Genomic DNA, 13,132 nt, shown 5'->3' with positions numbered 1-13,132 from the left:
CAATTTAAATTCTTCGTTTTCTTGAATAGGTAAACAGCAGGGCGATAAGCATTATCAATAAAGTAAATATTGAACTAAATGCTGTTTTAACTATCGTGGAGACAAAAGTTTCTACTCCGAATGATTCAATGAAAAAGTAAAAGAAGTGGTGTATAATAATTAATGTGATGGCATATTTTGCAAACCAGGCAAAACCATAATAGTTAGGGAGTGGGAGTGTTCCTACTTCATAACTATCGCGTGGAGCAAAGCTTCTAAGTATAAACGGTCGTAGGTATGCAATTAATACACAAGCTGCCATATGCATACCTGCCGAATTCAAGAATAAGTCAACCGACAGGCCTAGTATTGCACCTAAAACTAATAGCAACCATTTGGGCGTTTCAAAAGGCAAAGTTACGATGAATAGAATATATAGGAATGGATTTAAGTATCCTGATAATTCTATTTTGTTTAAAATAAATACTTGAAAAAGCACAAAAAAGAAAAAGCTTAGTATGTACCTTGGAATTCGTGTTATCATCTTCTCGACTCCTCCTCTAATTTAATTTTCTCCTCTTGAAACACATTCTCAATAACTTCTACAAAACTGAGTTTTGAGAAATCAACACTTAGTTTAACGCTAATTTTGTAAAAACTTTCCCCTATTGGGTGTTCTACACCATCTACGGTACCAATTAAAATGCCTTCAGGAAATATCGATGAATATCCACTTGTAATTACCTTGTCTCCTAAACTAACTGAGGCATGCTCTGGTATTTCTTCAAGAATTACTGTGTTGGCTGTTTTGTTATCCCAACTAATAGATCCAAAGAAGTCAGATTCTTGCAGTTTGGCAGATATTTTTAAGCGCGGATTCAATAATGAAAGTCCGGTGCTATAGTTTTTAGAGCATTTAATAATGATACCAACAATACCTCTTGGTGAAATAATGCCCATATCAGGCTTTATACCATCATCAGTTCCTTTATTGATTGTGATATAGTTGAATGTGTGTTTTGTTGAATTATTAACAACGCTTGCGGCTCTATATTTATATTGGGTTGTGGTTGATGAATCTCCGAGTAATGTAAAATAATCCTTCGACTGCTTAAACGATTTTATCATTTGGCTGCGCAGGTAGGCATTCTCGTTGGCTAATTCTTCATTAATGGTTTTTAATGCCAAGTATTGCTCAATGTTACTTGTGGTTTCAAAAAGATCGCCTGAAATTTTTGAAGAAGAACTTAAGAATAAAGCACGTTGATTTTGGTTGAATGTTACAATTAAGGAGAAGGCTATTATTTCGAGAAAAATAAATAAAAAGCCCAAGTGGTATTTGATAATAAAGTGTAAAATACTTCTCATTTACTTGTACTAATTTTAAGGTGCTTTATCTACTATATTAAAGTACTTTATGTTGGTGTAAAAAGTTACAATTATCGGAATTATAATCTTTTAAAATAAAAACCCGGTACAAAATTTATACCGGGTTTTAATATTTTGATTGCTTATTATCTTTTTAAGAAAGAGAATTTATGTCTGTTCTTAAGAGCAATGCCTGTTCCTCTTGCCACCGCATGTAATGGGTTCTCGGCAATATGGAATGGGATATTAATCTTATCCGTTAATCTCTTATCTAAACCTCGTAATAAGGCTCCACCACCAGCTAAATAAATACCATTATTTACAATGTCAGAATATAATTCTGGAGGGGTTTGCTCAAGCGCACTTAATACGGCTGTTTCTATTTTAGAAATTGATTTTTCTAAACAGTGTGAAACTTCCTGATAAGAAACTGGTACCTCAATTGGTAATGCAGTCATCTGATTAGGACCTTGAACAATATAATCAACCGGAGGCTCTTCCAATTCAGGTAAAGCTGATCCAACATGAATTTTAATTTCTTCGGCAGTACGCTCCCCAACTTTAATGTTGTGTTGACGACGCATGTACTCCATAATATCTGCAGTTAAATCGTCACCCGCAATACGTATTGATTTGTTGGTTACAATTCCTCCTAAAGAAATTACAGCAATTTCAGTGGTACCACCACCTATATCTACCACCATATTCCCTTGCGGTGCTTCAACATCAAGGCCTATACCTAAAGCAGCTGCCATAGGTTCGTAAATCATATACACTTCACGACCACCTGCATGTTCTGCAGAGTCACGTACCGCACGAATTTCAACCTCGGTACTACCCGATGGGATACAAATTACCATTGTTAAGGAAGGTGTGAATAAACGAGAGTTGGTATTGATCATCTTAATCATACCTCTAATCATTTGCTCAGCAGCATTAAAATCTGCAATCACACCATCACGTAATGGACGAATTGTATAGATATTGTCGTGAGTCTTACCATGCATTTGGCGAGCCTTTTCACCAATAGCCATTAGCTTATCGGTTCTTCTGTCTAAAGCCACAATAGATGGTTCGTCAACTACAATTTTATCGTTGTGGATAATAATTGTATTCGCCGTACCCAAGTCAATGGCAATATCTTGTGATAAAAAAGAAAAAAATCCCATGAATTAGGTTTTTTAGTGTTTAAAATGACGTTTCCCTGTGAATAACATAGCTATTCCAAACTCGTTGCAAGCCTCAATCACTTCCTCATCTCTGATACTTCCACCTGGCTCAACAATATATTTTACGTTGTACTCATTCGCAGCTTCAATACTATCGCGGAATGGGAAGAATGCATCAGAAATAACTACTGAATTTTCAATCTTAACTCCTTCTTTTAGATCGAAACGTGGCATTGTTAAATGACGTAAACTATCTAAACGATTTGGTTGTCCCATACCTGCTCCTGTTAACCAAAAAGAACCATCTTCATTTTCAGTTACAATTGCAATTGCATTACTTTTAAGATGCTTACATGCTGTAATACCGAATTTAGCCAATTCCATTTTAGTAGCTTCAAACTCTAGTTTAGTAACGTTTTTAAATTCGTTATCTACACCTTCGTCTTCATCCTGAACTAAAATACCACCACTAACTGAGCGAATCAACTTTTCACCAGTGATTTCATTTTTAATTGGCGTTTCTAACAAGCGTAAGTTTTTCTTTTTAGCGAAAACTTCTAATGCCTCAGGCGTAAACTCAGGAGCAATAATAATTTCAACAAAACGTTTTGAGAACCACTCAGCAATAGCACCAGTTACCGTTCCTGTGAAACAAATAATTCCACCGAAAGCACTAATTGGATCTCCTGCCCAAGCCAACTCTAAAGATTTTGTAATGTCATTAGTTACAGCTAAACCACATGGATTTAGATGTTTTACTACTGCTACAGCTTGTTTGCCCTCAATATGGTTTACTGAATGATATGCATCACTAGCAGCTTTCCAAGCAGCATCAGCATCAAGCATATTATTGTAAGATAATGCTTTCCCTTGTAATACATTTGCATTAGCTAAAGAAGCACCTTCTTTAATGTTGTTGTACTTATATACAGTTGCTTTTTGATGTGGGTTCTCACCGTAACGAAGTACTTCGCCATCGTTTAAGCTGATACGTTCCATATCATCTTTATCTTTATTAAAGAAGTTTGAGATGGCAGAATCGTAATGTGAAGATACACCAAAAGCAGCAGCGGCAAATTTAAATCTATCTTCTAAGGTAGACTCACCGTTTTGCTCTTTTAGTACATTTAATAAATCAGCATATTGATCTTTAGAAGGAACAATAATAACATCTTTATAATTTTTAGCAGCACCTCTAATTAAGGAAATACCACCTATATCAATTTTCTCGATAATATCTTGTAAAGGAGCTCCTGAGGCAACAGTTGCTTCAAAAGGATAAAGATCAACAATAATTAAATCAATCTCTGGAATATTATATTCTGCTAATTGTTGTAAGTCGCCCTCGTTATCTCTACGAGCTAAAATACCACCAAATACTTTTGGATGAAGTGTTTTTACTCTTCCTCCTAAAATAGAAGGGTAACTAGTTAAATCTTCAACACGCTCACATGGCACATCCAATCCTTCGATAAAAGCTTGAGTTCCACCTGTTGAATATATAATTACACCTTGTTGGTGTAAGGTTTTTATAATTTCATCTAATCCATCTTTATGGAACACAGAAATAAGCGCTGATTTAATTTTTCTTGAGCTACTCATATTGCAGTTTTATTCTATTTATTTTAGCAGAAATACAATCAATTTTGATAAAAATAATACCTCAAATAAAGCAAATGCATGTTTTATTGACACACTATTTTTTCGAATTGACTTTGATTAGCGCAAAATTAAGAAAATAAGGACAGTTAGCAAGTCGCAAATTAATTTTATTCGGAGTTTTTGGGTAGTTCTTTTTAATATAAAAAGAAGCTGAATGAGCATTTTATTTATTAATGGACAGGTAGTTTGTAGGACAGCAATATTAAAATGCCTAAAAATAGAAAAAGCTGCCTTTCCAGACAGCTTTCGAATTTTATAAATTTACTTGCTCCATATCGAGCAGTGTTTCATCTTTTAGTTTTTCAATGGCTTTTTCACGAGCATCTTTTAATGCATATTCAAAGCTTCCGGGTTGTATCCCTTTTACGCCAGAAAAGCCATCGGAAAAAATCTCCATTTGTGTTTTATTATCAACTATTGAAATATTTACATCGGCAAAAACAATATATAAAGAATAACCACTTCCCTTTTTTTCGTCTCCTTTGGTAAATGAAGAATTTATTTTAACGATAAAATCCGCATTCTCTTCATCTGTGGTAATATTGAAATATGAACTTGCTAATTCAGACTTGATCATCTTGCTAAATACATTCGCACTAGCACTATTTCCGAAAGATTTTTCATCAATAACTAAATATGCAGATGATTTTTGCACCTCGATATTAAATATAGTAGTTGGTAAAAATTCATCGTGAAAAAATGCCTTCAGTAAAACACGTGTTTCAGCATTTTCTTTTTCGAATAGGGGAGCTACATTAAATTTTGCAGTGATCTCTTGACTTTTTCTTTTTGAAATTAAACGTGTGATATCGCAGCCTGCAACACCCTCTCTATTGGTTGCTTCCGGAGATGATAATTCTCCTTCTCCCTTTGAAAAGTAAAATTTCAGGGGTAAGTTAGATAAAGCTCTTTTATCGCCCATGGCATCCACATATGAAGCATGCAGGCTTAGTGGTACCTTTAACTCTTTACTAAATTGTAATTTGTAATTTGGTTGGTCTGCTTGAAGATGAACTGCTTTAAAGGCATCTTGAACGCCTGCGAAAATTGCTGATCCTAAATTTATAGTCCCTTCAATATCTTTATAGGTAAGGTCTTCGTTAACGTGAGGTTGAATGGCTTTTATTGCCTGAACATATAATAATAATGCTTGATAAATATTACCGCCTGAAACTGCTTTTTGCGCATCGTAGTAGTACGTAGCACTCATTTTCTTTGCATAATCGAGTTTCATCTCTTTTTGCATTGCGTACTTGTCTTTTGATAAGCGTACTAATACCCAATACTCTTTTTTATCTTCCCAAGTAAGTACCTCGTAACCTTCGAGTGTTGCTTCAACGGATTGTGATGTACTAGACTCAAATTCTTCTTTAACCTCGTAATTGTTTTCGAACTGTCGGAGAATGGAATTGGAAGAAATGGTTACTTGTATCTCAGAACTCATTTCTTTTAATGCCTTGTTACGGGCGTTTGTTCTATAAGTAACATCGCCACCAATTTTAGGAGTCATGGCTCTACCCATGTAGTACGAATTATCTGCAGGGCGCTGTTTAACCCAATCGGGCTTGCGTTTGGCATTTAACTGATTTGTTGATGAGCATGAAAGTAGAACAATTGCTACTAAATGTATTGCTAATATTCGTATACTATCCATATTGGTTTAAATTTAAAATTAGAGCTTTAAATCATCCAAAGCATTGTAAATAAAATTTGGTTCAAATCCTCTTGAAGAGGCAAAACGCACTAAGGATGCTTTTTGTTTATAAGGATCTGTTTCTTTACTTTTTGATTTCTTTTGCTCTAGTAAAAGCATTAAGGTTTGAAAGTACTCATCTTTATTGATTTCATCAAGAGCTGAGTCAACCATTTTTCCAGATATATTCTTCGCCTTTAATTGATAACGAATTTTCACCTTGCCCCACTTGTTAAAATTAAACTTATCTTTTACATAAACTCGTATATAGCGCGTTTCATCGATAAATTTCTCCTCAATAAGTTGATCAATTATTTTGGCGATATCAGCCGCGTTAATTTGCCAATCGTAGAGCTTCTTTTCTATATCGAAAACACACTTTTCTTGGCGTGCACAAATGGCCGCAACTTTAATAAATGCATCTTTTGCTGAGATCATCGGAAATATTATATTTTACATCATATAACAGTTGTTAGTTATTGATGTTTAACGAACATAGATAGTTTTTGCGTTTACAAATTCGTGCATGCCCATTAGCGATAGCTCTCTACCGTAACCACTTTCTTTTATACCTCCAAATGGTAATCGTGGATCTGATTTAACATGTTCGTTAATAAAACAACACCCTGCCTGTATCTTATGTGCTCCTATTTCAATAGCTTTTTCAATATTACGGCTGAAAATTGCAGAACCTAAACCGAATGAGGTACTGTTTGCTATTTTAATTGCTTCCTTTTCAGTTTCAACACGAATAAGTGCGGCAACAGGACCAAATAATTCTTGGTCATAAGCAGGCATACCGCTCTGCACATTTCCGAGTACTGTTGCTGGAAAGAAGAAACCATCTTCATCGTCGTTAATTGTGCCGCCACATAGAAGTTCAGCTCCTTTAGAAATTGATTTGTTTACTTGGCGTAATAAATCTTCGCGGATATTCCCTCGAGCCATTGGTCCTAATTTATTTTCTTCATTAAAAGGATCTCCGTAAGTTACCGCTTTCATCTTTTCAACAAAAAGTTTTGTAAAGGCATCGTACACTTTATCCATAATAATGAAACGTTTTGCACCAATGCAGCTTTGACCGGTATTGATAAGTCTCCCTGCTACACAGCAATCGACAGCAGCATTAATATCTGCATCTTCAAGTATAATATATGGATCGCTTCCTCCTAATTCTAGTACGCACTTTTTTAAGTATTTTCCTGCAGTTTGAGCAACTGCTTTACCTGCTTGAGTACTGCCAGTTAAGGATATTGCAGCTACTTTTTTATTGGCAATAATACGCTCAACCTTTCTGTTCGAAATTAAAACTGTACGAAATACATCAGCTGGGAACTTAGATTCTAGAAATAAGTCTTCAAGGGCAATTGAACATCCAGGAACATTAGAGGCGTGTTTTAATAATACTGTATTACCTGCCATGATAGCTGGAATTGCAAAGCGAAACACTTGCCAAAAAGGAAAGTTCCATGGCATTACTCCAAAAATAACTCCTAAGGGGCGATAAGTAATGTAAGACTTTTGAGCCTCTGTTTGTATATGAGTGTCTTTTAGGAATTCTTCAGTATGATTGGCATAATATTCACACAACTCTATACACTTATCAATTTCTGCATGTGATTCAGCGATAGGCTTACCCATTTCATGTGTTATGGTAAAGCTATAAGCTTCTTTTTTCGTTTCGAGCAGAATTGCTAGGTGTCGTAAGTATCCTATACGTTCTTCAATTTGGCTTTCTCTCCATACGGCTTGTACCTCATAAACATCGCGTAAGATGTTTTCAATATCTTCCCATTGTGATTCGGGAAATTCTCTACTAATCTCTCCTGTAGCCGGATTGATACTTTTAAGAAGCATGTTTTTCCTATTTTATTGCAGTAATAAAGTTACGGCAAATATGGGAAATTTGAAGTAAGATGCAATTAAGTTTATGTGTAATTCGGTATCACCGTCCTTAATTAGAATGATATTAAACAAGGTATTTTATGTAAAGACGATTTTGAAATAGAGTTTAATTGTTGATGGAGTGTTTGTTAGTGCTGCGTACTATGATTTGAGGTATTTGTATTTTACTTAAATCAATTACAAAAAAAATCCGATGCTATTGAATAACATCGGATTATATATTTTATGCAGACTGTATTTTAATATACCGCTTCCGCAACTTTACGTACGCTTTGTGTGGCCATCATGGTATAATAATGAATAATTGGTACACCATGTTTCTTTAATTCTAAAGATTGCTGTGTACACCATTCAACACCAACTTGCTTAACGGCATCGTTATCCTTACACTTGCGAATTTCTTTGGCAAATGCCTCAGGAATTTCACAACTGAATATTTTAGGTAAGATTGTAAGTTGATTAGCTGTTGTGATAGGTTTAATACCTGGAATAATTGGTACAGTAATGCCAATGGCTCTACATTTATCTACAAAATCGAAATACTTTTTATTGTCGAAAAACATTTGAGTCATCACATACTCGGCACCAGCATCAACCTTAGCTTTGAGGTGTAATAAATCAGAGTCCATATTTGGAGCCTCTTCATGACGCTCAGGATATCCGGCAACACCGTAAGCAAAAGGCGTTGCTACAGGCTCATTCGCTGTTCCATCTAAATATTTACCACGGTTAAAATCGTTCACCTGATTGGCTAAATCAATGGCATATTGGTTACACTCTTCTGTGCGAGCAGGATATTTATCCTTATGGGTATCATCACCTCTTAATACTAGAATATCGTGTATACCTAAAAAGTTAAGATCGATTAATGCGTACTCAGTTTCACTTTTTGTAAAACCACGACCAATAATATGAGGTATCACTTTAATCCCAAATTTATTTTGGATAGAAGCTGCTACAGCCACCGTACCAGGACGTTTACGAATAATACGTTTCTCAATTAATCCCTTGTCGTTAGTGACAAAAGAAAACTCCTCGCGATGGGAAGTAATATTAATAAACTGAGGATCGAATTCCTTTAGTGATTCAATAGTTTTATAAACCTTCTCAATATCGTTTCCCTTTAATGGAGGTAATAACTCAAATGAGAATTTGGTCTCTTTATTTTTTAATACTAATTCTGCAGCAGTCATATTTTATTTAGTTTGAAGGCTGAAGTGAGTCGTTTTAGGTGTAGAACACCTTACTCTGCTTCAACTATTCTAATACATACTCTTTATTAACTTTATTGGTAACCAGTTTTGTTGCTAAACAAAGAACTTGACAACCTATATTATTTATAACTCAAATTTAATGGTACCCATTTTTCAATTTCTTCGATGGCAACCCCTCGACGGTCAGCTATATCTTGTATTTGATCTTTAGCTACTTTACCCATTCCGAAATAAACTGCCTCAGGGTGACCAAAATATAGTCCACTTACAGATGCATTAGGGAACATGCTGTAATGCTCTGTTAATGTAATACCCGTGTTTTCTTCAGTATTCATTATTTCGAAAAGTAATTTCTTTTCAGAATGATCAGGACAAGCTGGATAACCTAATGCTGGGCGAATCCCTCTATATCTTTCACGGATAAAATTCTCTGTATTGAACTCTTCATCGGGAGCATAGCCCCAGAATTCGCGACGTACTCTGAAGTGCAATAACTCAGCAAAAGCTTCGGCACATCTATCGGCAAGTGATTTTAATAAGATGGAGCTATAATCATCGTGATCGGCTTCAAAAGCCTTTTCCCACTTATCAACACCCAAACCAGCAGTAACCGCAAATCCACCAATATAATCCTTCACACCAGAGTCAATTGGCGCCACAAAATCCGACAAACAATGGAATGCCTTTTTACCTGGCTTATCTTGTTGCTCTCGCATTTGGTTAAAACGGCCACGCTCTACAGTTCGGGTTTCATCGGTATAAACCACAATGTCATCACCATCACTTTGCGCAGGGAATAAACCAAATACAGCCTTCGCTTTGGTCATTTGTTCCTTCTCCATTCTATCAAGCATAGCCTGAGAATCGTTCCAAAGTTTCAGTGCTTCTTTTGCTTTATTTTGGCTTAATTCAGTTTTAAATTGTGCCAACCATGTAGTTTCTTCTTCAGGAGTATTAATAGATTCAATACCATCGTAATTACCTGTTAATTGCCATGCTTGGAAGAAGAATGTCCAATCGATAAACTTGCGAATCTCACTTAAATCGTAATCATCAAAAACTTTAATTCCTGTAAATTGAGGCCTTGTAATATCTTCTTGCTTCCAATCGATTTTATAATTATTTGCTCTTGCCTTAGCAATAGGAGCTATAACGGTAGCCTTTTTATTGGCATTTCTCTCTCTTAACTTTTCATATTCCTCGCGTATGGCTAAGCCGAAAGATTCTCTGCTGTTATTAGATAATAACTGACTTACCACCTGTGCGCTTTTTGAGGCATCTTTAACATGCACCACAGGATGATTATAATTGGGCTCAATTTTTACCGCAGTATGAATTTTTGAAGTTGTTGCACCTCCAATTAATAAAGGCACTTCAAAATTCTTCGCCTTCATTTCTTTGGCCACATTCACCATTTCTTCTAGAGAAGGCGTAATTAAACCACTTAAGCCAATAATATCTACATTGTGTTTAATAGCTTCCTTCAAAATAGTTTCGGTAGGAACCATTACACCCAAGTCAATTATTTCGTAATTGTTACAGGCTAGAATAACACCCACAATATTTTTACCAATATCGTGCACATCACCTTTTACAGTGGCCATTAATATCTTTCCGTTCGAAGATGCAGCACCTTCAACTTTTTCAGATTCTATGATTGGCTGAAGAATGGCTACTGCCTTTTTCATCACACGCGCAGTTTTAACCACCTGTGGTAAAAACATTTTTCCATCACCGAATAAATCACCCACCACATTCATACCATCCATTAGTGGTTGTTCAATTACGGATAGGGCAGTTGGGTATTTCTCTATGGCTTCAGGGATATCTTCATCTAGAAAGTCACTAATTCCCTTAACCAAACAATGGGTTAAGCGTTCTTCAAGTGTTCCTTCGCGCCAAGCAGCAACTTGTGCTTCCACAACGCCTTGATCTTGGTCCTTGATCTTATCGGCATAATCAACCAAACGATCCGTTGCATCAGCTCTGCGGTTGAATACTACATCATCAACATAGCCCAATAATTCCTTATCAATATCATCATAAACCTGAAGCATAGCTGGGTTCACAATACCCATATCTAAACCTTCTTTAATGGCATGATATAAGAATACTGAATGGATTGCCTCACGCACCACATTGTTTCCGCGGAACGAAAACGATAAATTACTGATACCACCACTAATATGTGCATGTGGCAAATTAGCTTTAATCCATTTTACCGTTTCAATAAAATCAACGGCATAATTATTATGCTCTTCAATACCCGTGGCAATAGCCAATACATTGGGATCGAAAATAATATCTTGTGGCGGAAAGTTCAATTCTTCTGTTAATATCTTATAAGCTCTTCCGCATATTTCTATTCTACGCTCGTAGGTATCGGCCTGACCTTTCTCGTCAAATGCCATAACCACAACAGCAGCACCATATTTTTTAATAATAGATGCTTCGTGTTTAAATTTCTCTTCGCCTTCCTTAAGTGAAATAGAGTTTACAACCGATTTACCCTGTAAACATTTTAAGCCGGCTTCGATTACTTCGAACTTCGAAGAATCGACCATAACAGGAACCTTGGATACATCAGGCTCAGCCATTAGCATATTTAAAAAGGTCACCATTTCTTCTTTGGCCTCTAACATGGCATCATCCATGTTTACATCTACGATTTGTGCTCCATTTTCAACCTGATGACGTGCAATAGATACAGCCTCTTCGTATTTTTTCTCTTTAATTAAACGCAAGAACTTACGAGAACCGGCTACATTACATCGCTCTCCTATATTCACAAAGTTGGTATCGGCACGCATTTGTAGCGATTCCAATCCACTTAAGTGAGTAATATCTGATGGCTTTTGTTTCGGATGTACCTCAAATTTTGTAGCTGTGTTTGCCAATGAAGCAATATGCTCTGGTGTTGTTCCGCAACAACCACCTAATATATTTATTCTACGTTTGTCTAACCAGGTAGCAATCAAATCCGACATTTCATCGGGCGTTTGGTCGTATTCCCCAAACTGATTTGGCAATCCTGCATTAGGATGTGCACTAACATAGAATGGTGAACTTTTAGCTAATTCTGTAATGTAAGGTTCTAATTCAGCTGCCCCTAATGAACAGTTTAAGCCAACGCTTAAGATATCCATGTGCGAAATAGAATCTAAGAAAGCTTGTAAGGTTTGTCCGGATAAAGTGCGCCCACTGGCATCGGTAATTGTACCCGAAACCATAATAGGTAACTTCACTCCCTTTTCTTCAAAAACCTCATCTATGGCAAATAAACAAGCTTTTGCGTTTAAGGTATCAAAAACGGTTTCAATCATCAATAGATCAGAACCACCATCTATTAAAGCATGAATTTGCTCCTTATATGAATCTTTAACTTCATCGAAAGTTGCAGCTCTGTAACCCGGATTATTAACATCGGGAGAAAGCGAAAGCGCAATATTTAGTGGACCAATAGAACCGCAAACAAAACGAGGTTTATCAGGGTTCTTAGCCGTAAACTCATCGGCAATTTCACGAGCTAAAGTAGCGGCAGCAAGATTAATGTCACGAACCGCATCTTGCATATCGTAATCAGCCTGCGAAATAGAAGTCGAATTAAAAGTATTGGTTTCAATAATATCTGAACCAGCCTCTAAATATTTGGCATGAATCTCTTTAATAACATGTGGTTGTGTTAGAGATAGTAAGTCGTTATTACCTTTTACCAGTTTATGAAAGTCCTTGAAACGTTCACCTCGGTAATCTTCTTCTTCAAGCTTATAGGTTTGAATTAAACTACCCATTGCGCCATCTAAAATTAGAATACGCTCTTCAATCGCCTTATATAGTTGCTCTGTTCTACTCATTCAATCTAGTATTTGCCAATTAAACTAATTGTACAATAAAAGGTTTACGCATTAAGCGAAACAAACCCCTTAAACCATGACATTTATCAATCATTAACAATTAGCGTGCAAAAATAGCAAAATATTAGGCACAAAGGCCATATTTGTATAAGATTGTTAGTTTACTTATAATTGATGTGTTTGAGTAGTTGAGTTCTTTAAAATATATTTATTATAACTGACATACTCTATGAATTCTGATAGGTAAGGTCATATAGTTGTTTGCTGTATTGTTCTCAATAACAGGTT

Annotated in this window: 9 protein-coding genes; all 9 read right to left on the bottom strand. The window is 35.9% G+C overall.

What is annotated here, in order from left to right; all coding sequences use genetic code 11:
* Positions 1-4: 4 nt before the first annotated feature.
* The 9 genes from mreD to metH all read right to left on the bottom strand — a co-directional run bounded on the left by mreD (position 5) and on the right by metH (position 12,844).
* Positions 5-523 (bottom strand): rod shape-determining protein MreD, encoded by a 519-nt coding sequence (gene mreD, locus A8B35_RS17815; RefSeq protein ID WP_068474838.1) that lies wholly within the window; start codon positions 521-523, stop codon positions 5-7.
* The gene (mreC, locus tag A8B35_RS17810) at positions 520-1,347 is read right to left on the bottom strand and encodes a rod shape-determining protein MreC (protein ID WP_068474834.1); all 828 of its coding nucleotides are present in this window, start codon (positions 1,345-1,347) and stop codon (positions 520-522) included. The genes mreD and mreC overlap by 4 nt, the downstream gene beginning before the upstream one ends.
* 146 nt (positions 1,348-1,493) lie before the next feature.
* Positions 1,494-2,516, bottom strand: coding sequence for a rod shape-determining protein (locus A8B35_RS17805; RefSeq protein WP_068474831.1), 1,023 nt, complete (start codon positions 2,514-2,516; stop codon positions 1,494-1,496).
* A 12-nt stretch (positions 2,517-2,528) separates the two neighbouring features.
* A complete protein-coding gene (gene purH / locus A8B35_RS17800; protein WP_068474829.1) occupies positions 2,529-4,118 on the bottom strand; it encodes a bifunctional phosphoribosylaminoimidazolecarboxamide formyltransferase/IMP cyclohydrolase in 1,590 nt (529 codons plus the stop codon).
* A gap of 313 nt (positions 4,119-4,431) precedes the next feature.
* Entirely contained in the window at positions 4,432-5,832 is a 1,401-nt protein-coding gene (locus A8B35_RS17795) for an LPP20 family lipoprotein (RefSeq protein WP_083634507.1), read from the bottom strand.
* An 18-nt stretch (positions 5,833-5,850) separates the two neighbouring features.
* Positions 5,851-6,309 (bottom strand): regulatory protein RecX, encoded by a 459-nt coding sequence (locus tag A8B35_RS17790; RefSeq protein WP_068474826.1) that lies wholly within the window; start codon positions 6,307-6,309, stop codon positions 5,851-5,853.
* A 48-nt stretch (positions 6,310-6,357) separates the two neighbouring features.
* The gene (locus A8B35_RS17785; protein ID WP_068474823.1) at positions 6,358-7,728 is read right to left on the bottom strand and encodes an NAD-dependent succinate-semialdehyde dehydrogenase; all 1,371 of its coding nucleotides are present in this window, start codon (positions 7,726-7,728) and stop codon (positions 6,358-6,360) included.
* A gap of 287 nt (positions 7,729-8,015) precedes the next feature.
* Positions 8,016-8,969, bottom strand: coding sequence for a methylenetetrahydrofolate reductase (locus A8B35_RS17780; RefSeq protein WP_068474819.1), 954 nt, complete (start codon positions 8,967-8,969; stop codon positions 8,016-8,018).
* 140 nt (positions 8,970-9,109) lie between these two features.
* On the bottom strand, positions 9,110-12,844 hold the full coding sequence (metH, locus tag A8B35_RS17775; protein ID WP_068474816.1) for a methionine synthase: 3,735 nt from the start codon (positions 12,842-12,844) through the stop codon (positions 9,110-9,112).
* Positions 12,845-13,132: the final 288 nt, after the last annotated feature.

It is taken from the genome of Saccharicrinis aurantiacus (assembly GCF_001660705.2).
Taxonomy (GTDB): domain Bacteria; phylum Bacteroidota; class Bacteroidia; order Bacteroidales; family Marinilabiliaceae; genus Saccharicrinis; species Saccharicrinis aurantiacus.
Note: the sequence above shows the minus strand (reverse complement) of the source record. Positions and strands in the feature narration are given on the sequence as shown.

Coding starts and splice junctions, on each gene's coding strand:
- mreC (WP_068474834.1), bottom strand. CDS start 1,347: ATGAGAAGTATTTTACACTTTATTATCAAATACCACTTGGGCTTTTTA.
- mreD (WP_068474838.1), bottom strand. CDS start 523: ATGATAACACGAATTCCAAGGTACATACTAAGCTTTTTCTTTTTTGTG.
- metH (WP_068474816.1), bottom strand. CDS start 12,844: ATGAGTAGAACAGAGCAACTATATAAGGCGATTGAAGAGCGTATTCTA.
- A8B35_RS17780 (WP_068474819.1), bottom strand. CDS start 8,969: ATGACTGCTGCAGAATTAGTATTAAAAAATAAAGAGACCAAATTCTCA.
- purH (WP_068474829.1), bottom strand. CDS start 4,118: ATGAGTAGCTCAAGAAAAATTAAATCAGCGCTTATTTCTGTGTTCCAT.
- A8B35_RS17785 (WP_068474823.1), bottom strand. CDS start 7,728: ATGCTTCTTAAAAGTATCAATCCGGCTACAGGAGAGATTAGTAGAGAA.
- A8B35_RS17805 (WP_068474831.1), bottom strand. CDS start 2,516: ATGGGATTTTTTTCTTTTTTATCACAAGATATTGCCATTGACTTGGGT.
- A8B35_RS17790 (WP_068474826.1), bottom strand. CDS start 6,309: ATGATCTCAGCAAAAGATGCATTTATTAAAGTTGCGGCCATTTGTGCA.
- A8B35_RS17795 (WP_083634507.1), bottom strand. CDS start 5,832: ATGGATAGTATACGAATATTAGCAATACATTTAGTAGCAATTGTTCTA.